Source organism: Chitinophaga rupis, from assembly GCF_900109685.1.
GTDB classification, from domain to species: domain Bacteria; phylum Bacteroidota; class Bacteroidia; order Chitinophagales; family Chitinophagaceae; genus Chitinophaga; species Chitinophaga rupis.
Map to the genome: position 1 here is coordinate 1,119,683 of NZ_FOBB01000002.1, position 21,520 is coordinate 1,141,202.

Here is a 21,520-nt window from a genome sequence, read left to right on the forward strand (position 1 = left end):
TTTAATTTTTTACTTTCTACCGTATTAATAATTGTCCAATTTATCTTTTTCCACTCTCCTTTACCGCAAAATAATTTCAGCCGGAAAGCCGTAATGGGCCTGCATTGCATAGGTTACCCCCACATTGCTCAAATTTAGCTATATTATCCTCAAACAAAATTTATTTCCTATGGCACTCATTAAAAGCTCTACGAGCAATCCGGCATTGTATTGTCCTTTTCCTACCCGTTTAAATCCGTTGGTTGAACAGGCAGATGCGCATACCACTTACTGGGTAAGAGCATTTCACCTTATCACCACCAATGAAGTAATGGACCATTACCGGCAGCAGCGTTTCACCTGGATGGTGGCGCGCATGTTTCCAAATGCTAACCTGGAAGCATTATGTATAGCTGCAGATCTGAACACCCTGTTATTTGTACTGGACGATCAGTACGACGAAGCCACTGCGGACACGGAAGCCGTGCGTAAAAAAGAGAACTTTGAAATGTTCCTGGAGCAGGTACGCCGCATCCTGGTGTTACATGAAACCAAAACCCTGGAAAAACACGGCCCTTCACTGGCGGCCATCAGCGATTTCTGGGAAAGAATCTGCCGCCTTAGCACACCTGCCTGGCAAAACCGTTTTGCAGAAAGTATGAAACGGGCCTTTGTAGCCAACCTCTGGCGTATAGAGCTGGTGAAGCAGCACCGCATGCCTGCAGTAGCTGAATACATGCAGTTCCGGCAGGAGTTTGGCGGCGCCAACTTTTTTGCGGACCTGGTAGAGATCATGGAGAATATTCACCTGCCGGAAGAAGTGCGCTGGCATAATACGGTGCAAACCCTTATTACCCTGTGCTCTGATACCATTTGTTATGCTAACGACCTGTTTTCTTACCGCAAGGAATTGCAGCAGGGCGATGAGATGAACCTGGTGATGTTATTGAAAAATCATGAACACCTGTCGCTGGAAGATGCTGTGTTTAAAGCTACCCAGATCCATGATGATAAAGTGAAGGAGTTTATAAGGCTGGCTGCACAGCTGCCGGTTTTTGAGGAAGCTGTTAATAAAGAGCTGCTGCGTTTTGTAAATGCGCTGGCTACTATGATGCGCGGGAATATTGACTGGAGCTGGATGGATACGGCCCGCTACCGGATGGCCTGAGCCGGTGGCAGCCGTTTGTTATTTACCGGGGAAGTGAGGTACTTGCGCATCACGTCGCTCAGTGTTCTAAAGTTCACAGGTTTTAGCAGGTATTCACTGGCGCCGGCGGTAAGCAGCTCTTCACTTTCCCCGCTATAGGCATCACCGGAAATTACTATAATGGGTAAATGTGCCAGGTGCGGGTGGTTGCGTATATGCGTGATCGTTTCCCTGCCGCTCATTACCGGCATATGGGAATCCAGGATCATCAGGTCCGGCATTTCCTGCTCTGCAAGGTTAATGGCATTGGCGCCGTTATCGGCCAGCAGGGTTGCGCAGCCGGCCCTTTCCAGGAACTTGGCCAGGTATACCTGGCTTATTTCGTCATCTTCGCAGATCAGCACTTTTTTACCGCTGTAATCGGCGGGTGCAATGGCGGGCTGCGTAACCTTTGGTTCTTCCTGCCCGGCGATGAGCGGCATATGAAGGGTAAAAACAGTGCCTTCCTTCGGGTCGCTGTTAACGGTGATCTCTCCGCCCAGCAGCTCTATAAAGTGGCGGGTAATAAACAATCCCAGGCCGCTGCCTTCCATCAGGTTGTTCTGTTCTGTTTCAAACGGGTCAAAGATGGTGTGCAGGCGTTCCCGCTCAATACCTTTGCCCCGGTCTTTTACTGCCATATACAGCAGGCCATCCTTTACATAAGCCTTTAGGGTTACGCGGCTTTTAGGGGCGGTAAATTTTACGGCATTCACCAGCAGGTTGCTCATTACCTTGGTAAGCTTGGCCTTATCACTGATAATGGTAAGCGGCAGCTGATCATGAAACTCTGTTACTATGCTTACCTTTTTGCGGTTGGCGGTATACTGGTGCACCTTGCACAGGTTCATCAGGAACTGCCGTATGTTAATGGAGCTGTTATCTACCTGGTTAATTTTTCCTGCTTCTATCTGTGACATATCCAGCACATTGGTTACCTCCTGCATGGCGGTGGTGCTGGCTGTGTACAGGTCCTCTGCCAACGGCTTCAGGGAGGGGCTTTCATCTACTTCATCATTCAGCAGCAGGGTTTGGCTGATCTCGTGAATGGCGTTTAAAGGCCCTTTCAGCTCATGGTTGGTAACGCGTATAAAAAAGTTCTTGGAAGTATTGGCGGCTTCCAGCTCTTCGGAGCGTTTCATTAAGCTGCTGTAAAGCGCTTCGTTGGTTTTTTTGTAATACCACAGCACCAGGGAATCCAGCAAAATAATGCCGGGCCGGGCCAGCCAGCGCAGCAGCATCTGCTCGTAATCTGTTTTTAAGATGGGGTTTATAAAAGGGTAGGAGTAATTGTATTCACATAACAGCAAGGTAAGCGCTGTAATGCCAATGCTGATCATGCGGTGCTTGTCTTTCTGAAAGAACAGCAGTGAGGCGCCGAACATCAGCAAAAAAGCCAGGTGCACTTCTATAATAGCTGCCAGGATGCCGCTGAAATATACCAGGGAACCGTTAATAATGCATATGTAGGCATAGCTGGCCCACAGGTGTTTATGCCGGCTGTTCAGCCATAATACGCCTGCCAGCAAAGCTGCTTCCGTTAGTCCGGCTGCGAGGATCTGCAGCTCTCCGGTCAGTAAATAAAAAACAATTCCAAAGCAGGATGTTAAAATGAGAGATACCAGGCTAAAGCGGTTTACCGCTATAATAGCATGTTTGGCTATTTCATCCACATTTTGGGTACCGGTTCTTATAATGTTCCTTAATATCGCCATAAGGGAGTAGCGTTAATTGAAGTCAGCGTAACCTGCCAGGGGCATTCATACGAGATGGTTAAAGATTATGGTTATTGAGTACGTGCTGAGCTGAAGCCTAATCAGCAACAAGGTAAAGCATTTTAACTGAAATTGCAAAAAGTGCCGCGGGTAGTGGCTAGGCCCGGTGCTCCGGGGCCAGTATAGCCTGAATTATAGTGTCTTTCAATACTTTATGGAGCTGCTTAAAATCCACCGGTTTTATCAGGCAGCCTGCGGCTCCTGCCTGCAGCAGGTCTTCTTTAATAGCCGTGTCTGCCGAGGTAATGATCACCGGCACATGGGCCAGGTACTTATTGGCTTTCAGGCGTGCCAGCAGCTCCCTGCCTTCCATGCGGGGCAGCCCTATATCTGAGATAATAATATCGAAATGGTCGCAGGTGGCGCGGTACAGCCCTTCCATGCCATCCTCTGCCAGTATTACTTCAAAACCTTTACTGTGCAGGTATTTATGCAGGTATTGCTGGCTCATATGGTCATCCTCCACCAGCAGCACTTTACGTCCATGGAAAATGTGGTTGTCAACATGTTCCGGGTGGCCATCTGCCACAATGATCTTTTTACATTCATGCACCGGCAGGCATATAATGAACATAGTACCCTTACCCTGCTCGCTGAACACCTGTATATGGCCCTGCAGCTGAAATGCCAGCTTTTGCGCTATGTTTAAACCCAGTCCTGTGCCTTCTGCAAAGCTGATGCGCTCCCGGGTAAATTCATCAAACAGGGTGGCCACCTTTTCCCGGCTTATGCCTGCGCCCTGGTCGGCTACTGCAAGGTGCCACTGCCCGTTTAACTGATGCATACTAACGGTAACGGTCGTATTTTTCGGGCTGAATTTAATGGCATTACCTATAATGTTGTTAGCGATCTTGGTAAGCGTGGCTTTGTCCTCATACATCAGGTGGGGCAGCTGTTCCCCTGTCTCTACCTCTATCTGCACTGCTTTGGTGCGGGCCAGGTAGCGGTAAATGTTGCATACTTCCTGGATCCAGCTGCGTACATCAAAGGCTTCACGTTTTATCTCATCCGGTTTGCCTGCTTCTATTTTACTGCGGTCCTGCACGTTGTTAATAATGCTTAACACGTTGTGGCAGGCATAGTGCAGGTGCTCATTGGTAGGGCTATCCGGCGCATCCATCAGCTTCAGCTGCGCAATGCTGTAAATAGCGTTCAGCGGGGTACGTATCTCATGCGTAAGCTCGCGCATAAATACTTTCAGGGAACGGTTGGCGTTTTCCAGCTCACGGGTTTGCCCTTTTACAGCGGTTACCAGCAGCTTGTTGTACTGCAGGTAATGCATTAAAGTAAGCACAGTAATGAACAGTATTACGGCAATGGCGGAGTAATGTACTACCAGCAGCACCGCAGGCGTGAAGGGGAAAGGCGTTACTACCGGGTAAAATTTATTCAGCTCTATTAATACCAGGGAAATGATACCGCCTGTGAGGCTGATGCGCCTTGCTGCTGCGGTTTTCAGGAACAGGAAAGAGGTAACAATTAAGAACAGCGCCAGCCAAAGACCGTCTATTGCTTTACCCAGTAACAGGCCGAAATACAGGATAGCTGCATTCAGCACCAGCTGCAGGCCCAGTGCGGCCAGCGCATGTTTTTTATAATAGTTAAGGGCAATGATCAGTACAAAAAGCAGGCTTTCTACCGTAGTAGCTATTAATATAAGCAGGTGCCCTGAAAGTATATAGAAGAGGAGGCCGAAGATCAAACTGAGCACGATCAACGAACAGGCAACCCCATTAACTTTGTTGATGAGTAATTTTTCATGGCGGTCCCTGACCGGGCCGGTACCCATGTCGATAACAGTGTAGAGGGTTTTACGTAGGTTCATGTGCACTGCTTAAAGCTAATTAGGAACGGTTATTTGAGTATACGAGTTTGAGGTAATGAATAATAACTAATCTATAATAACCTGTAATGTTTGTTGCTGCTGATCTAAATAAATCCGTTAAACCAAAGTAAACAATTTTAACTGAAAATAAAAAATAATAGCCATGGACACCGATTGCAGTGCCACCGCAGTGATAAAGTAAAAGTAAAAAAGTAAAAATAAAAAAGAATGCAGCGACGTAAGGTTTGAACCTAACCGCTGCATTCCTATTTTAATTTTTACCTTTTGCTTTTTTACTTTCTATTAATATTTCACCACTTTCAAAGTGAGCTGTTTGTGCTCATTTTCTAATTTTAAGAGGTACGTACCCGGAATCAGGGAGCCAATGTGCTGGGTTACCCTGGTTTGGCCTTTAGGGAGAGTCCATTGTTTTACCACATTGCCCTGCATATCAAGCAGGGTACATAAGCGGTACACCGGTTCCTGCAATTCCAGTGTCAGCTGGTCGGTGGCAGGATTGGGGTACAGCCGCACGCTTTTTACATCGCCTGTTTCAATACCGGTTTTTACACTGCTGTAAGCCATACGGGCGGCGGAGGAATCGGCTGCCGGCGTAGCGCAGTTGCTGATGCTGAACCAGTTGAATTTAAAAGTGCCCGACTGCACATGTATGCCTGTGTAGGAAAGCGCCGGCAGGGTAATGGTATCTGTAATTGTTTGCCAGGTACCTCCGGTGGATGGGATATCAACACTGCCAAAGTTATAACCGCTGTGCCCTACCCATAACTTAGCGGGCGCTGTGGCGGATACCCGGAAGCTGATGGTGTATTTGCCTGTTGCAGGAACGTTCAGCGTATTGTAGGCAAACCAGTCGTTTACATGCAGGTTGGTAAAATCCTGCCCGCCGCCTACGTCTGTGCAGGTTTCCAGGTAGGGGGTGGTAGCACGGTTAGAGGCGCTTTCCGCTTCATATTTATTATTAACGGAGCAGGTATAACCAACAGTTACTACAGCAGTGGCGCTTACCGCCCCGCCGGATACTGTTACTACATAGTTGCCCGGCGTGTTACCGGCTGTAAAATTACCGCCTGCGCTAATGGTATTATCCGCACCGGTGACCGCCCAGACAGGGGTGAAGGCGAAAACACTGTCACGCTGATCATACCCTGTAGCTGTAAATTGCTGGGATGCGCCTAAGGGTACGGTAACCGTATCCGGCGTAAGGGCAATGCGGGTGAGCACCGGCGCTGTGATCACGTGTGCTGTGGCAGTACCGCTTACGGCGCCTTCTATGGCTGTAATGGTATAATCGCCGGCAGCAGGGGCGTTTAACAGGCCGTTGGCGCTAATGGTATTGCCTGTACCGGAAACAGACCATATTGGTTGTATCATAAACACGCTGCTATCCTGCCCGTAACCGGTGGCGGTGAACTGTTTTGTTGTGCCGGTGTTAAGGGTTACGGTGGCCGGGTTAACGGCTATGCGTGTTAATGGAATTGAATCGATGCGTATAAAACGCAGCCAGTTAAAGTTCCAGCCGTCTTTATTAGCAGTAATGCGGATGGTTTTCTGGCCTGGTAATAAACGTATAGGCAATGAGGTTACGGTGCTCCATTTTTGCCAGCCACCGCTGGCCGGCAGGGTTACGGTTTGCAGGGTAGTTGTATCCAGCTGTATTTTCAGGCTGGAGGCTGTGTTTACCGCTACGCGGAACTGGATCCTGTACTCGCTGCTGTCCGGTATATCAATATCATATTCAAACCAGGTGCCGCTGCCTATGTAGCTCACATCCAGCCCGCCGCCAGTATCGGCTGTTGTTTCCGTACAACAGGCATTGCCATTATCAAAGCTCTCCGCCTGTATTTTTACGGGGATGGGTTTGTAGTTGGCCGCGCGTTTATTGGCGCGTACTACGCCTGTTTTGGTAACGCCGTTTACGGTTACTGTAGCGGTAATTACGGCCGTATCATTCAGCGTGGCCAGCCCGTTGGCGGTAATGCTGTTACCTGCGCCGGTTATGCTCCATACCGGTGTGGCAGCTATTGGCCGCGCGTTCTGGTCCAGTATTTTGGCGGTGTACTGCTGCGTTTTTCCCGGCAAAAAAGAAAGAGTGGCTGGTGTTACTATTACGGTATCCAGCACGGGTGTGCCTAATCCTTTCTGGGAAATGCGCACATAATCCACTACCATGCTATCCGGCCAGTCTGCTTCCACAATCGTGCCGCCCATGCCGCCACCAATGGCTACATTCAGGATCAGGTAAAACTGCTGATCAAAGGGCCAGTCTTTCCAGTCTGTATGCGGGTTAGGGTAAGTAAGCACATGCAGGCTGTCGTAGCTGAAGGTGATGGAATCTGCGCCCCATTCCATACTATAGGTATGGTACACGGTATCAGCATCCATCAGTTTTTTATTGGCGGATACCTGGCCGCCGTTGGTCCAGTTGTGGTTTTGTGTGTGCACGGTAGAGAGTACGGTGCCAAAGTTATTACCCACATGCTCCATGATATCCAGCTCTCCGCTTTTGGGCCAGCCGCCATAGGCGCTGCTGGTAGGCATTAGCCAGATGGCAGGCCAGGAGCCGCGTGCCCGGGGCAGTTTGGCGCGCACTTCCACCTTGCCGTATTTGAAATCCAGCTTGCCCTGCGTGATCAGGCGGGCCGATGACCAGGGCTCTGTGCTGTTGCCGGTAGGAAAATCTTTTTTGCCTTTAATAATGAGCTTACCATCTTTTACAAGCGCATTATCATGCGTGCTATCGGTGTATACCTGCTGCTCTCCGTTGATCCATCCTTTGGGCTGCGGGTCCACTTTCCATTTGGTGGCATCGGGCTTACCATCTGTATTAAAATCATCGGTGAAGATCACTGTCCAGTTGGGATTGCCTTCAAATACTACGTTGCCTTTTGCCTGGTAGGTAGTGGTGTTGGCATTTGCCAGCTCGCCCCCGGCTATGTTCAGCTTCAGCGTGGTGCGGGAATAGTTGGCCGGTGAGTTACCGCTGAGCATAATACGCGCGGTAGTATCGTTTATGCGCTGCACGTTACTTATGCTTACGCCCGGGGGCAGGTTAGTGCTGGTCCAGCCGGCGGTGGTTAATACGCTGTCAAATTTACTGCCGCGTACTGTGGCGGTGAGCGTGGCGCCGTTTTCCTGGCCCATTAAGATGCTGGTGTCCTTCAGGGTAATGCCGGTAGAGTTGGGGCCCTGCACCAGGTCAAAGTACAGGATACCATTGGCTTTTTTGCCATCAATAAAATGTACTTCAATGCGGTTAAAGTCTGTTCTGTTCTTTACGCTCTGGAAGTTGAAACTAGCTTCTTCCCATTGATTAATGTGGCTTACCTTATAGGTAAAGTATACTGCTTTTGAATAGTTGTCGCCAGGTTGCAGCTTAAACATGATCTCGTCCTGCGTGCTGCTGTACACCAGCATTTTAAAGATGTTGTTGGCTGCCAGGTCAAAAGAATCAGTAAGGCTGCAACCTGCGGTCATGTATTCAAAGCAGGTAGTGTCTTTGGTGAATTTGGCCACCAGCGGGCTGGGATTTACGCTGGAGATGCTGGGATTGGGTACCCCAAATTCCACCTTGCCGGTAGTGGTATTGCCGGCATAATAGGTCCACCTGCCGGCGCAGGGGCCATTGCCTTCCATATCATCCAGCAGCAGGAATTGCGCATGGAGCCTGTTGCCACTTAGCAGCATGCCAAGCAGCAACACAAAGAGTGTTGAAATGTTTTTCATAACGGGTTTCATTTTTACGTGGGTGAATGGGGCCGATGCAATACTGTTATTGCGCCGGCCCCGGGTTTCCTGTTAATACGTGGTTTCTGGCTATTGTTTCATAGGACAATCATCCTGGGTTGTGTTATAAATTCGGGTTCACCAATGCATCCACACCAGGTATGGGCATCCAGTAGCTGGCCTGGGTAATGGGGCCTGCGGGCTGCAGGTCGGCAGGGTCTTTACCGGCATTGGCAGCAGCTACCTGGTCCAGCCGCACCAGGTCAAACCAGCGGTTCCATTCACCGGCAAATTCCCAGGCGCGTTCATTTACCACTGCCGCAGCAAAATCAGCGCCCGTCATATTTGCGGCCAGGGCCGGTAAGCCTGCACGCAGGCGCACGGCATTCACCGCAGTATATGCGTCTGCGTTAGGCGTGCCTGCTGATCTTGCCTGTGCTTCTGCATAGATCAGCAGCACATGCGCATACCGGATCATGATCACCGGGTTGTTAGACATATACACGGCTTTGTCGCCTGCCTGTTGTATGGTGAACTTTTTATAATAGGGGTGTTTGGTGGTGGTTTGCTGCCAGGGAATAGTATCGCCACTTACTACAAACTCGGTGGAGAAAGTAGCATCTTTCCGGGTGCCTGCCGGGAAGTTGTTAAAGAATTTCAGCTCAGGGAAAAAATCGCTCCAGCCGCCTTCATTCTCCGGCATGGTGGACAGGCCGTAAAATGAGTTGTAGGTAGACCATTGCCCGCGGGTAAAAAGCGTGAACACATCTTCAACAGTGCCACCGGCAAAGATCTTTAAGAACCCATCCTGGTACAGATCAAAGCTGTAATCTGCTTTATGGTCTATCACCTCTTTGGCCTTAGCGGCTGCCATGGCGTATTTAGACTGATCTTTCAGCGGCCAGCCGGCTTCTGTGAGGTACACATCTGCCAGCAGCGCTTTTACAGAGCCTTTGTTGGGCCTTCCCGGATCGCGTTTTTTGTTGGGCACCCATTCTTCGGCTCTTGCCAGATCTTCTTCTATCAGCTTGTATATTTCAGCAGGCTTGCTTTTGCCAAGGGTAAGCAATTCAGGAGAGTATTGTTCGGAAGGAATAATGGGCACCTCGCCCCAGAGGCGCGTAAGCCAGTAATAGCTCAGCGCGCGCAGGAAGCTAGCTTCCCCCACAATGGTTTGTACAGTGGTTTGGTTACCATCCAGCACCTGCGTATAGTTGTTAATGATGTTGGTGGTGGATTGTATGGTTTTGTAACAGCCCAGCCAGATGGGTGTCATGCGGCTGTTCAGGGAGGTTACATTAAAACGGTCAAACTCCCGGAACTCTTCTTTATTGGAGCCGGGGTGGGTGGTGAGGTCATCGCCGCCCATGGTCATAGCTATTTGCGACACGCTGGTAAAACCGCTGGTCCAGGGTACCATTAAGCTGCCGTATGCACCGGTGAGCGCCGATTCAAGGCCTGCCTGGCTGCTTAAGGCGGCAGCGCCGCCTACCAGGCCCCTGGGATTTTCCGTTAACTCTTTGCTGCAGCCTGCTGTTAGCAGCAGCAAGGCCGCTATGTATATCTTTTTCATGTGGAGTCGTTTAATCATGTACGTTATATTAAAAACTAAGGGTAACGCCCCCGGTAATGGTTTTTGCATTCGGGTAAGAGCCAAAGTCAATACCCTGCCGCAGATCGCCCGCATCGGAATTAGCTTCCGGATCTATGCCGCTGTAACCGGTAAAGGTGAGCAGGTTAGTGGCGCTTACAAATACTTTAACGCCCAGTACATTTTTTATCCTTGACTTAGGTATATCGTAAGACAGGCTCACGTTCTTCAGCCGCAGAAAATCTGCTTTTTCCAGGAAACGGGTGCTTTGCGTAAAGTTCCGGTTAGTGGTGCTGAAGGCAGGGATATCCGATGTTTCATTAACGCCGGGGATGTAACGGTCTTTGATCTCCGTTAGCGTAGCTTCCCTTGCATCGCCGCCGTAGTACATGGCAGCGGCTTTATTATAATTCAGCTTATCAAATCCAAACAGGCCCTGGAACATCAGGTTCAGGGTAAAGGACTTGTAGGTAACTGTATTGTTCCAGCCAATGGAAGTGCGGGGAATGCCCGTGCCTATTACGCCGTAGTCATTGGCATCTATCAGGCCGTCACTATTCAGATCCTGGTAGCGGGAATCTCCGGCCTTGGCGCCATATTCTGCTGCCTTTGCATCGCCCGGTTTCCAGGTGCCCAGGTAAGTAAGGCCCCAGATGGCGCCCAGCGGCTGCCCCGGCATTACCACAAACTCTGATTGCGGTGACATGCCACCGCCTATTTTACGGGTGTTTGGATCAAAGATCATTTTTTTACCTGCACCTATGTATATCACCTTGTTCTTAATGAGCGATACATTCAGCGAGGTATTCCAGTTAACAGCGCCTTTGTCTATTACAGCGGCATCCACTGAAAGCTCCCAGCCTTTGTTCTGCACTGTACCAACATTGCGGGTAATGGTATTACCGCCCAGATAGAGGGGCAGGGTTTCATTCAGCAGCAGGTCGCGCGTTTCTTTTACAAAATAATCTGCTGTAAGATTTACACGGTTGTTAAAAAGGCCCACATCCAGCCCTGCATTTTTTTGCTCAGTGGTTTCCCATTTAAGATCAGGGTTACCAATGTTGCCCAGCACAATACCGTTCAGGAAAGTGCTGTTGGTAAAGGAGGCTATCCTGTTGGAGTAGGATGAAAAAGTACTATATGGATTAATACCCTGGTTGCCTGTTAAACCCCAGCTGCCGCGCAGCTTCAGGGTGCTAAGCACAGGCACATCCTGCATAAACGGTTCGTTGCTGATCACCCATCCTGCTGACACAGAAGGAAAATAACCGTACTTACTATTGCCCTGGAACTTGGAAGAACCATCGCGCCGGAAGGCGCCGGATACGAGGTATTTATCTTTATAGCCATAGTTAACACGGCCTATCAGCGAGAACAGCCCCCATTTTGAATAACCCGAGCCGGGACTGCCGGGCGTACCTAATGCCAGGTTATTCCACTGAAAGTTTTCATATGTAAGGTTGGATGCACCGGCAGATACATAGTTGTACGTAGATTGCTGGTATTCCGCCACTGCTGTAACATCCAGGCTATGCACATTATTAAATAAGCGGCGATAGTTAAGGGTGTTGGTATTCTGCAGCCTTATCTCTTTATTAGAGCGGTAGCTGCTGGTAGCAGTGCCGCCATTGGTAACCTTGCCTGCAAAGCTCTTATTATCATAATCAAGATAGTTGACGCCATACTGCAGGTTATAGCTCAGGCCGGGCAACAGCTCAAAACGGAAGCCGCCTATCATGTTAGCCAGCATTCTTTCTGTTACTGCCAGCCGGTCGGTAGTTAATGCTACCGGGTTGTAGAAAAGAGAACCTACGGGATCACTGACGGTATAGCTGCCATTAGCCTGCCGTACGGGTACAGTAGGCGACCAGGTAATAGCCTGCGCTAATGGACTGCTAGGGCCGTCTGCCGGTATATCTACATTCTGCGCAGAGCTGTAAGAGCCGGTAATGTTCAGGAAAGTAGAGATGCCTTTGGCCAGGTTGGCGTTGATGTTAGACCTTACAGTGTAACGTTTGTAGAATGAATTATTGATCACGCCATCCTGATCCAGGTAGTTGCCGGAAATAAAGTAACTGGATTTATCATTACCGCCGGAAAGGCTCAGTAAATATTCCTGGCTGGGCGCTGTGCGGAAGACCTCATTCTGCCAGTTGGTGCCGCCTTTTGCACGGTAGTCTGCTACCTGCGCATCTGTAAACGGTTTAGTGGTACCTACGGCTGCGGCATGTGCATTGGCCGTTTCCGCAAAGTCGCCGGCATTCAGCAGGTCCAGTTTTTTGATAACGGTGGCGGATGAGTAACGGCTGGTAAAGTTCACCTTTAAACCGCCCTTGCTGCCTTTTTTAGTGGTAATTATGATTACGCCATTGGATCCGCGGCTACCGAAAAGGGCAGTGGCAGAGGCATCTTTCAGCACCTGAATGGATTCAATATCGTCCGGGTTAATGGAAAAAAATTCCGCGCCTACAAAACCATCCACTACATACAGCGGGCCATTATCCCCATTAATGGAGTTGGAGCCGCGTATGCGGATCCTTACGCTACCACCCGGAGAGCCGGCTGCATTGGTTACCTGCACACCAGCGGCCCTGCCCTGTAACACCTGGTCAAGGCGGTTCACCGGCTGATCTTTGAACGCAGCAGCTGAAACAGATGTAATGGAATTGGTAAGCGCGCCTCTTTTCTGTTCGCCATAACCTACCACCACCAGCTCATTCATGTTGGAGGCGGAAGGTTGCAGCGTAACAGATACTTCATTTTTACCGGATACCGGTATCTCTTCTTTATTATAGCCTATGGATGAAACAATCAGTATGGCGTTGCCGGCAGGTACGGTGATGGAATATTCACCGTTTTCATTGGTTACCACACCGCGGGTGGTGCCTTTCAGCTGTACGGTTACACCGGGCAGCGGCTCGCCTTTTTCATTGGTGATGCGGCCTTTTATTTCCTGATCCGGCGGTACAATTTCAGCGGGCGCCTGCAGCGCTTTGCGTTTAATAATGATCACTTTATCCGAGATGCTGTAGGTAAGCGGCTGCCCCTGAAAGCAGGCATCCAGTGCCGTTTGCAGGGAGGCATTCTTCAGCTCCAGGCTCACTTTCGGCAGGTGCTGCAGCTGTTCATCCGTATATAGGAAGGCATAGCCGGTTTGCTTCCGGATCTCTTTAAACGCCTGGTCCAGGGAAATATTCCGTTGCGAAAGGGTAACTGTTTGTGCATACCCGGCCGCATGTACCTGCAGCAGGGTAATGGTCATCAAAAGCACCGTTAATTTCATGATCAGGAATGTTTTTACTAATAATCGTGGAAATGTTTTGCCCCACGCGAGCCTTCTTAGCCCGCTTTGGGAAAAAAGCGTCAATTGCATACATTTGTATGGTTTGGGTTGATAATGAAAATTGCCGTAAGCGATTGTAATTACAGGCCTGAATTGACCGGGGGCGCCGCGAACGCTCCCGGTTTTTTTTGCCTTTACTAAAACTAAATGGGTGTAGGAATAAACATTAAGGACTCATGTGTTCAGTTTTTTAACGTAGCATTTTTTTAAGTGGCATAGATTATGGCGATACGATCAGCTGTTTTCCCTTTATTTCAAAGTGTACTTCGCCGGTTAGCTCCATCATTTTTAATACCTGTGATACGGGCACATTCCTGGGTATGATGCCCCGGAAGTGCGCAGCCACGGGCGCTTTGTAAACCACCTCCACATCGTACCAGCGGGCTATGAGCCGCATGGCGGAGGTAATGTCGTTGCCTTCCAATTGTATAAAGCCGTTCTTCCAGGCTACTGCTTCTTCTGTATTTGTATTGTCCTGTAAGGTGAGTGTGCGTTGTTGTTTATCCAGGCTGGCGCCCTGGCCGGGACGCAACTGTTTGCTGCTGCCATGGCTGTTTACGCGTACGGCGCCTTCCAGCAGGGTGGTTCTTACCTGCTGCTCATCTTCATACGCCATAATGTTGAAATGGGTACCCAGCACAGCTACCTGCATACTATCCGGACTGCCGCCGGTATGGGTAAGCACATTTACCCGGAAAGGTTTACCGGCATTGGCTGCTACTTCAAAATAGGCTTCGCCGTTCAGCTCTACCAGCCGATTGGCGCCGGTAAATGCAGTGGGATATTTTAAGGTGCTGGCGGCATTCAGCCATACTTTGGTGCCATCCGGTAAGGTTACCTGGAACTGGCCGCCGCGTGGCGTGCGCAGGGTATTGTATTGTGTAAGCGCTGTGCTGCCTGCTGTTTGCTGTGTGTAGGTAAGCTGTCCGGCACCGGGTTTGGAAACCTTTGTATTGCCTTGCTGCGCTAGCACGCCATTGGCGGTGCTATCCAGCGGTACCTGGGTGCCATCTGCCAGGATCAGCACTGCTTTGTTGCCACCGGGAGCAACATCGTGGGCAGGCGCCGGCGTAACAGTAGCCAGCGGGGCAGGAGCGGGCTTTTGTAATAACCAGTACGCCCCTCCGGAGAGCAGTACGGCACCGGTTATAACAGCTGCTGCCATCCACCCGCGCCGGCGTTGTGGCAGCGGTATTACGTTGCCTGCAGTCGTTTCCTCCGGGCGGTCGGCTGCCAGTATATTATTGGCTACCTGGTCCCAGTAGGCCTCATCATATTCTGCTGTTCCGGGTGGAAGATCTTTGCGCAGCAGCATTTCCACCAGGCGGGCAGTATCGCCGCTCTGGTCGGCCTGTACCAGGTCCGATAATTCCTGTAGCTCTGCAGCGGTAGCAGTCTGGCGCACAGCCTGTTGCAACAGGTATGCTAAACGGTCTTGTATAGACAATTTGTTATGTTTTTGGATTGTTTCAATGTTAAACGTGGCAATCTCATAAACGTAGAATCCGGCATGCGGATAGTCCCCTGTATTAACAGACGCGTAAGTAAAAGATTAGGACCTATGGACAAGAAAATTTTTTTTTCAGGCGGTTAGCAGCCATATGAGCAGGGTGGGAAAAAGGTAGCCGGACAGCTCCAGCTGTTTGCGGATAAACTGTAAGGACCTTACCAGGGAATTTTTTACGGTATTGGGGGAAATAGACAGCTCCCGGGCGATCTCCGGTATTTTCAGGCCCTTATCCCGGCTTAGCAGGTAAATACGTTTAGCCTGCGGAGGTAGCTGTGCGGCGGCAATGCTTACCTGTTTCAACATGGAATGGTAGATGATACTTTCCTCTGTAGTGCTGATGTGCTCTTCTGCCGCGGCATGGGTGCTAATGGCATCCATTACTTTATGATGCACGGCCTGTTTACGGAGGTAGGAGAATGACTGATGAAAGACAATGCGCAGCAGCCAGGAGTGCGGGTTTTCTATTTCAACCAGCTTATCACGGCTGATCCATAAGCGCAGAAAGGTTTCCTGTATAATATCGTCTGTAATGGCGGGGGCTTTGGTGAGGTGGAGGATGAGAGGGCGCAGCTCCGGAACATACCTGCGAAAGAGCAGCCGGAAAGCGGATTCGTTGCCTTCCGAGATCAGCTGGAATAGTTCCTTATCATTATACTGTATGTGCATACCAGTGAGACGCCTTGCGCTAAAAGTAGGAAAATTTAATTAATAATCCTTTTAAGACGACAAGGGGACTCCGCACTATAATTGGCCGCTATATTGCGGCATAATAGCAAATACGATTGTTTAACCTGTAATACATTTCTTATGACCAATCAACAGTATCAACAATGCCTGGAAGCCTGCCAGGATTGTGCTACCGCCTGCCACCAATGCGCTGTGGCCTGTTTGAATGAAAAGGATGTAGAAATGCTGAAGACCTGTATCCAGCTTGATCTTGAGTGTGCCGTGATCTGTAATGCCGCTGCCACTGTAATGAGCCTGGAAGGCCGGTTCAGCGATCAGCTATGCCGCGTATGTACTGACATTTGTAATGCCTGCGCGGATGAATGCGAAAAACATGCTCAGCAGGGCATGGAACATTGTAGAAGGTGTGCCGACATGTGTAGAAAATGTGCAACTGCTTGTGAGGAGATGGCAGCTGTAGGGCATTAAGGGAAGTTATTTTGTTACGGGGAAGGGCGTCTCTTACCTATGTTTGAAAAGAAACATGGTTTCGAGACGCCCTTTTAGGTACTGGTGGAGACCGGTTGCTGTTTAAACGATCCTAAAGTCTTCGTTTTTTTTGAGACGTCTTCTCTTGCCATCCGTTGTTCAGGCAATTCCTTCATTTACTTTTTGAGAGCTCCTCTTTTTGTTCGTCGATGTTTGTTTGTTAATGCCGGAAATAATATCTTCTTTTGGGGGTAGATTTATACAAGCAAACCACCCAAATGAGATCCACATCCGCCAAACCATTGCTTTGGGCAGTATTTATTATCTACGTAATGTTGTTCTGCTTTGCCATGTACCGCCACGAGCTGTGGGGCGATGAATACCATAGCTGGAACATTGCCAAAGCCAGTAAAACTGTGTGGGAGCTGCTCAGCAATATTCGTTATGAAGGGCATCCTCCGTTATGGTACCTGATCCTTTTTACCATCTCAAAGTTCACACATAACCTGGGCGGCATACAGGCTGTGCACCTGTGTATTGCTATCGTGGCCGTTTTTATATTGCTGCTCCATTCTGATATACCTGTTGCAAGCCGCATATGGATGCCGTTTGGCTATTACTTACTGTTCGAGTTCACGCTCTTAAGCCGGAACTATGCCATTGGCTTGCTACTGGCTTTTTGCATTTGCATGATCATACACCGGCAGTTCCGGGGTAAGCTGCTATTGTATTACCTGCTGCTGTTCTTATTAACCAATACTCATTTGCTGGGCATATTCCTGGCCGGCAGCCTGCACCTGTACTTCTTAATATACCGCGCAGAACAAAAGGAGAAAGCCGGTTTACTGGTTTTGCATGGGGTGCTGGGGATATTGCTGGCCATTCCGGCGCTCAGCTTTGTTTTTCCGCCATCAGACAGTGTGTTAAACCCGCAATTCTTTAGCAATAAGTGGCAGCTAAAACAGCAGGCGGCCACTATTGTACTGGCGCCTTTGCGGGCACTGATGCCCATACCTGTCTGGTGGGACGGCCATTTCTGGAATACACAATTCCTGATAGGCGCACAGCGGCAATACCCGGTGTTAAAGATCGTTAACCCAATTTTATCATTAGGCTTACTGGTGCTGGTGTATTTTATACTGCGTGGTAACAAGAAAAGCCTGCTTCTGTTTGGAGTGAATTTATTGCTCACCTTTGCTACCGCTGCTATTTTTCCTTTGACCAGCGCGCGTTATGTAGGGTTTATTTATATAGGGTTTATTGTGGCTTATTGGTTGTATGCCAGTGAAACGCCTACCACTCTTGCGACGCGTAGATTGGCAGGTATACTGCTGGTTTTGCAGCTGGCAGGTGGTGCGATCGCTGTTACAAAAGATATCCGTTACCCTTTTTCAAATGCTTATAGAGCACATGGGTTATTTTCGGAAGTACCGCCCAGTGATAAAATCGTTACGGACTATTGGTGTTTGAATGTATTGTCTGCTTTTGTAGATAAGCCTTTTTATTGCGTGGACCTGGGCCAGGAAGTAACTTTTTTGAAGTGGAAGGCAGATGTGTTTAAGCCGATTGTTAATGGTGAAAGCGCTCATTATAATGGTATGATGAAGTATATAGCAGATAATAATTTACGGTATGTGTATTTCATGACTATTTATTCGCCGGCAGCGCTGGCTAAGCTGGATCCGCAGTTTGTGGATTGTTTTAAGCTGGAGCTGATCGATAAAAGGGTAGGAGCGATAGAGAAGTATGGGGATCTGTATTTGTATAGGGTGAGGGAGAAGTAGGCGTTTAATTCCTGGCTACTGCACAAACTAAAAAACAGGAAGATATGACAACTAATGATGAAGCCGCGATCCGGGCGCTTGAGGACAGGTTTGTATCAGCCTTCAACGCCGGAGACATTGATGCAATGATGGAGAACTACATACCGGACAATAGTCTCGTAGTTTTTGATGTTGTGCCGCCAAGGCAGCATCTTGGTGCTGATGAATATCGCAAGGCCTGGGAGGGTTTCTTCACGCACTTCAAGGGTACGCCGAAGATCGCTATTACTGATCTCAGCATCACCGTGGATGGCAACCTCGGATTCAGTCACAGCATTCAGCGGGTTACGGGTACTGATATGCAGGGACATACGATTGACCGGACTGTGAGGGTTACGGATGGTTATCGTAAGATCAGGGGTAAATGGCTGATTGTGCTGGAACATGTTTCGGTGCCGGTGGATCTGAAGACTGGTAAGGCAGATGTGAGTTCGAAGCCATAATGGAACATTCCCATCATGCCGGCCTTGCGATTCCATAATTCCCGGATATATTTTTTGAATGAGTTCTGACATAATTCCGCATCTGACCTTTAAGTGTATCAAAATATTCTGTAAGATCAGCAGACGAGACCTCATGATCCATTTTGTTGGAAAGGAATAAAGGCGTTTCATCCAAAAATGTATACAGCTCCGGGTAGTTCATTCCCATTTCTGTAGTAACACGAATGATGGCCTGCATTAATTGTTTTTTTGAAAACGTATTATTCATAATACATGATTTTGCCTGTCAAACTTTTCATGCAATTCCTGCAAGAGCTTTATTTCTACTGATTGTACTTCCATTAAGCTTTGAAGTTGTTCCTCCATCAATAAGTCTATTTTCTGATGCAGGTTGCGTATCTCAATTTCTGATTTCAGGTTAATGAGATAATCATTTTCAGCCCGCTTCCGGTCTATGTTTTCCTTTCTGTTCTGGCTCATCATAATAATGGGAGCCTGTAAAGCGGCCATACAGGAAAGCACTAAATTCAACAATATAAATGGGTAAGGATCAAAGGCCATTCTCTTCATAACAGCATTATTGAAGAAGATCCAAAGGGCTAAAATGATGGCGGATATAATAATAAATTTCCAGCTGCCGCCGAATAAAGCAACTTTATCGGAAAGCTTTTCCCCCGGAGATAAGATTTCCTTTGCCGGATGTTGCAGCCGGTCAACAATTAATTTTTCTTCCTTGATGGCATCTTCGACCATCTGGCGCAGTTTTTTCTGCCGCTCGTCTTTTGAATAATTTAAATCATTCAAACTGTCAATATAATTATCCATTTTATGATTTTTAGTTATTACAACAATCCTCCAATGCCTTTCTGAAATGCAAGCGGATCACATCGTAAAAAGTTGAGGTTATGCGGATATTCCTGGCGGGTGGCGGTGGGTAATATATTAAATGTACCTCAAAGGTATGAACAATTACCGGGTTATGGCCAACTTACTTTATATGGAAGCTCTTTGTGCATAGTCAATTGCATTGAAATAGCCGGGTGAGGGAATTTATGCCTATATTTGAACAGATCCTACCGGCATATCCGGTTTGCCATCCTCTCTCCCCGGCACTGTCATTTATAGTAAAAACATCTTATTAATTAAAACACTTGAAACTCTATATTAAAAATATGGTCTGTATCCGCTGTAAAATGGTCTTGAAAGACGAGCTGACCAAATTGGGATTGCATTATACGGTGGTAGAACTAGGCGAAGTAGAAGTTGTGGAGAATATTTCAGTCCAACAACATGACCAGCTCAAGGCTGGCCTGTTGAAGTGGGGGCTTGAGCTAATGGATGATAAAAAAAGCGTGTTGATCCAGAAGATAAAGAATGTGATCGTTGAATTGGTGCATTATTCAGAGGAACCCCTGACCATAAATTTTTCTGAATTTTTAAGCTCAAAATTAAACCACGACTACACTTATCTTTCCAACCTTTTTTCAGAAGTACAGGGCATTACCATCGAAAAGTTCATTATTACCCATAAAATTGAGCGCGTAAAAGAATTGCTGGTGTACAATGAGCTTAATCTCACCCAAATTGCCGCACTGTTGCATTACAGCAGCGTGGCGCATCTTTCCACCCAGTTTAAGAAAACAACCGGCCTGACCCCTTCCCATTTTAAACAGCTTAAGGAGAAAAGACGCTCCATGCTAGACGATGTGTGAATAATGAAACATATTTATGAAGTTATGTAATGCTTGCCGGCAAAAGGAGCCGGACCTTTGGGGCTGACACTTACAGTTAAATAAAACTTTGCATTATGGATAATGAGCATAACGGCGGCAAGCAGGAATTTGCAGAACTCGAAAAATCAAAATCACACATTATTGTTGAGATTATTGAGTATATGGCCAATGCAGTAGTGATTAAAACCATTATCAGGAAATCAACCGGTAATATTAGCATCATGTCTTTTGACAGCGGAGAAGGGTTAACGGAGAAGACCTCTCCCTTTGACACTTTTGCCCAGATCATTGAAGGCAAGGCGGAGATCGTAATTGACCGGGTTTCACATAACCTGGAATCAGGCCAGGGAATTATTATACCTGCCCATGCGCCCAATTTCATACAACCAAACGGGCGGTTTAAGATGATCCTAACTATTATCAAAAGCGGATATGAGTAAGGGGAGTAACCTGTGAATTATATAACTAATTTATGGCTTCCTATAACAGATATAGGGTTAAATATATGCATCTTTACTTCGACTAAATCCCTGAATAATGAAAACACTCACTGTTCGCACCAAAGCCAGATCCCTGGCTGGTTACGATTCATATATTAATTTAGCTAACCACCTGATCTCAACAAATCGTAAAAGTCACCCTACGCCGCCGGCGCCTAAAAAAGTGATGGATTATCCCGTTCAGTTTTTAACAGCCATGGCGCATGAGCTTAGGAACCCTTTGACCAATATCAATTTATCCGTTGGTATGATTGAATCCGTAACAAAGAACGATGACCTGAAAGTATACCTGGATATTATTATGCGCAGCTCAATCCGGATCAACGATCTGATCACCGAGCTGCTTAACTACCAGCAGGAAGAGAACATGCCGGCAGCGCAATATTCCGTTCATCAGCTGCTGGATGAAGTACTTGAAACGGCCGGGGATCGCATCACACTTAAACATATTGAGGTTATAAAGCATTATGCTATCCAGGATTGCAAGATAAAAATGAACAGGTTGAGAATGAAGATCGCATTGACTAATATTATTATTAATGCCATTGAAGCAATGACTTCGGGAAAAGGAATACTGAAGCTGACCACTAAATCGGTGTACGGTAAATATTTCATCCAGATAGAAGACAATGGATGCGGGATCAGTAAGGAGAACATGAAGAATATATTCAAACCCTATTTTACGAATAAGCAAGGTGGATTAGGCATTGGGTTGTCGACCACGTATGAGATCCTTGAGTCAGATCATGTAGAGATAGATGTAAAGTCAAAGGAGGGAGAAGGAACACGTTTCAGTCTTTTGTTTGATAAGAATTATCAGTATGGCGTTTTTGAGTAAGAGCGTTAATTGAGGATCACATTGTTTTGAACCCGCATTGTTTTTTTAAGCAGAACAGCATAATTAAAAAGAGGC

At 47.9% G+C, this 21,520-nt stretch carries 16 protein-coding genes; 7 read left to right on the forward strand and 9 right to left on the reverse strand.

What is annotated here, in order from left to right; genetic code table 11:
* The first annotated feature begins 169 nt into the window (after window positions 1–169).
* Window positions 170–1,147: a terpene synthase family protein gene (locus tag BMZ54_RS11460; protein ID WP_089910849.1), complete on the forward strand. Its 978-nt coding sequence runs from the start codon at window positions 170–172 to the stop codon at window positions 1,145–1,147.
* Here the strand turns inward: BMZ54_RS11460 and BMZ54_RS11465 are convergent.
* From BMZ54_RS11465 to BMZ54_RS11495, 7 genes are all read right to left on the reverse strand, one after another.
* On the reverse strand, window positions 1,132–2,880 hold the full coding sequence (locus BMZ54_RS11465; protein WP_089910852.1) for a hybrid sensor histidine kinase/response regulator: 1,749 nt from the start codon (window positions 2,878–2,880) through the stop codon (window positions 1,132–1,134). The two genes, BMZ54_RS11460 and BMZ54_RS11465, sit on opposite strands and share 16 nt — an antisense overlap.
* A gap of 157 nt (window positions 2,881–3,037) precedes the next feature.
* Window positions 3,038–4,765, reverse strand: a complete 1,728-nt coding sequence (locus BMZ54_RS11470) for an ATP-binding protein (protein WP_089910855.1) — start codon at window positions 4,763–4,765, stop codon at window positions 3,038–3,040.
* Between the two features lie 303 nt (window positions 4,766–5,068).
* The gene (locus BMZ54_RS11475) at window positions 5,069–8,509 is read right to left on the reverse strand and encodes a carbohydrate-binding protein (RefSeq protein ID WP_162277518.1); all 3,441 of its coding nucleotides are present in this window, start codon (window positions 8,507–8,509) and stop codon (window positions 5,069–5,071) included.
* A gap of 124 nt (window positions 8,510–8,633) precedes the next feature.
* Window positions 8,634–10,082: a RagB/SusD family nutrient uptake outer membrane protein gene (locus tag BMZ54_RS11480; protein WP_089910860.1), complete on the reverse strand. Its 1,449-nt coding sequence runs from the start codon at window positions 10,080–10,082 to the stop codon at window positions 8,634–8,636.
* Between the two features lie 28 nt (window positions 10,083–10,110).
* Window positions 10,111–13,383 carry a TonB-dependent receptor gene (locus BMZ54_RS11485; protein ID WP_162277519.1) on the reverse strand — a complete coding sequence of 1,091 codons (3,273 nt, stop codon included), beginning with the start codon at window positions 13,381–13,383 and terminating at the stop codon, window positions 10,111–10,113.
* Window positions 13,384–13,663: 280 nt separating this feature from the next.
* Window positions 13,664–14,890, reverse strand: a complete 1,227-nt coding sequence (locus tag BMZ54_RS11490) for a FecR family protein (protein ID WP_089910868.1) — start codon at window positions 14,888–14,890, stop codon at window positions 13,664–13,666.
* Window positions 14,891–15,025: 135 nt separating this feature from the next.
* Window positions 15,026–15,619 carry an RNA polymerase sigma-70 factor gene (locus BMZ54_RS11495; protein WP_089910870.1) on the reverse strand — a complete coding sequence of 198 codons (594 nt, stop codon included), beginning with the start codon at window positions 15,617–15,619 and terminating at the stop codon, window positions 15,026–15,028.
* Window positions 15,620–15,760: 141 nt separating this feature from the next.
* Between BMZ54_RS11495 and BMZ54_RS11500 the strand changes: the two genes are divergently transcribed.
* The 3 genes from BMZ54_RS11500 to BMZ54_RS11510 all read left to right on the forward strand — a co-directional run bounded on the left by BMZ54_RS11500 (window position 15,761) and on the right by BMZ54_RS11510 (window position 18,374).
* Window positions 15,761–16,108, forward strand: coding sequence for a four-helix bundle copper-binding protein (locus BMZ54_RS11500; RefSeq protein WP_089910873.1), 348 nt, complete (start codon window positions 15,761–15,763; stop codon window positions 16,106–16,108).
* A 278-nt stretch (window positions 16,109–16,386) separates the two neighbouring features.
* On the forward strand, window positions 16,387–17,892 hold the full coding sequence (locus BMZ54_RS11505) for a hypothetical protein (protein ID WP_143080975.1): 1,506 nt from the start codon (window positions 16,387–16,389) through the stop codon (window positions 17,890–17,892).
* A 44-nt stretch (window positions 17,893–17,936) separates the two neighbouring features.
* Complete coding sequence (locus tag BMZ54_RS11510) at window positions 17,937–18,374, forward strand: YybH family protein (protein WP_089910879.1); 438 nt, start codon at window positions 17,937–17,939, stop codon at window positions 18,372–18,374.
* A gap of 13 nt (window positions 18,375–18,387) precedes the next feature.
* Here BMZ54_RS11510 and BMZ54_RS11515 read toward each other — a convergent pair whose 3' ends face one another.
* Together BMZ54_RS11515 and BMZ54_RS11520 are read right to left on the reverse strand one after the other, a co-directional pair.
* On the reverse strand, window positions 18,388–18,642 hold the full coding sequence (locus BMZ54_RS11515) for a hypothetical protein (RefSeq protein WP_089910882.1): 255 nt from the start codon (window positions 18,640–18,642) through the stop codon (window positions 18,388–18,390).
* A complete protein-coding gene (locus BMZ54_RS11520) occupies window positions 18,639–19,199 on the reverse strand; it encodes a DUF1003 domain-containing protein (protein WP_089910884.1) in 561 nt (186 codons plus the stop codon). The genes BMZ54_RS11515 and BMZ54_RS11520 overlap by 4 nt, the downstream gene beginning before the upstream one ends.
* Before the next feature lie 326 nt (window positions 19,200–19,525).
* Here BMZ54_RS11520 and BMZ54_RS11525 point away from each other — a divergent pair, with 326 nt between their 5' ends.
* The 3 genes from BMZ54_RS11525 to BMZ54_RS11535 all read left to right on the forward strand — a co-directional run bounded on the left by BMZ54_RS11525 (window position 19,526) and on the right by BMZ54_RS11535 (window position 21,445).
* A complete protein-coding gene (locus tag BMZ54_RS11525) occupies window positions 19,526–20,086 on the forward strand; it encodes a helix-turn-helix domain-containing protein (protein ID WP_089910887.1) in 561 nt (186 codons plus the stop codon).
* A gap of 95 nt (window positions 20,087–20,181) precedes the next feature.
* Window positions 20,182–20,547 carry a cupin domain-containing protein gene (locus tag BMZ54_RS11530; RefSeq protein WP_089910890.1) on the forward strand — a complete coding sequence of 122 codons (366 nt, stop codon included), beginning with the start codon at window positions 20,182–20,184 and terminating at the stop codon, window positions 20,545–20,547.
* Between the two features lie 97 nt (window positions 20,548–20,644).
* Complete coding sequence (locus BMZ54_RS11535; RefSeq protein WP_089910893.1) at window positions 20,645–21,445, forward strand: two-component system sensor histidine kinase NtrB; 801 nt, start codon at window positions 20,645–20,647, stop codon at window positions 21,443–21,445.
* Window positions 21,446–21,520 lie beyond the last annotated feature (75 nt).

Coding starts and splice junctions, on each gene's coding strand:
- BMZ54_RS11460 (WP_089910849.1), top strand. CDS start 170: ATGGCACTCATTAAAAGCTCTACGAGCAATCCGGCATTGTATTGTCCT.
- BMZ54_RS11535 (WP_089910893.1), top strand. CDS start 20,645: ATGAAAACACTCACTGTTCGCACCAAAGCCAGATCCCTGGCTGGTTAC.
- BMZ54_RS11475 (WP_162277518.1), bottom strand. CDS start 8,509: ATGAAAAACATTTCAACACTCTTTGTGTTGCTGCTTGGCATGCTGCTA.
- BMZ54_RS11470 (WP_089910855.1), bottom strand. CDS start 4,765: ATGAACCTACGTAAAACCCTCTACACTGTTATCGACATGGGTACCGGC.
- BMZ54_RS11500 (WP_089910873.1), top strand. CDS start 15,761: ATGACCAATCAACAGTATCAACAATGCCTGGAAGCCTGCCAGGATTGT.
- BMZ54_RS11505 (WP_143080975.1), top strand. CDS start 16,387: ATGAGATCCACATCCGCCAAACCATTGCTTTGGGCAGTATTTATTATC.
- BMZ54_RS11480 (WP_089910860.1), bottom strand. CDS start 10,082: ATGAAAAAGATATACATAGCGGCCTTGCTGCTGCTAACAGCAGGCTGC.
- BMZ54_RS11485 (WP_162277519.1), bottom strand. CDS start 13,383: ATGAAATTAACGGTGCTTTTGATGACCATTACCCTGCTGCAGGTACAT.
- BMZ54_RS11465 (WP_089910852.1), bottom strand. CDS start 2,880: ATGGCGATATTAAGGAACATTATAAGAACCGGTACCCAAAATGTGGAT.
- BMZ54_RS11510 (WP_089910879.1), top strand. CDS start 17,937: ATGACAACTAATGATGAAGCCGCGATCCGGGCGCTTGAGGACAGGTTT.
- BMZ54_RS11495 (WP_089910870.1), bottom strand. CDS start 15,619: ATGCACATACAGTATAATGATAAGGAACTATTCCAGCTGATCTCGGAA.
- BMZ54_RS11530 (WP_089910890.1), top strand. CDS start 20,182: ATGGATAATGAGCATAACGGCGGCAAGCAGGAATTTGCAGAACTCGAA.
- BMZ54_RS11520 (WP_089910884.1), bottom strand. CDS start 19,199: ATGGATAATTATATTGACAGTTTGAATGATTTAAATTATTCAAAAGAC.
- BMZ54_RS11515 (WP_089910882.1), bottom strand. CDS start 18,642: ATGAATAATACGTTTTCAAAAAAACAATTAATGCAGGCCATCATTCGT.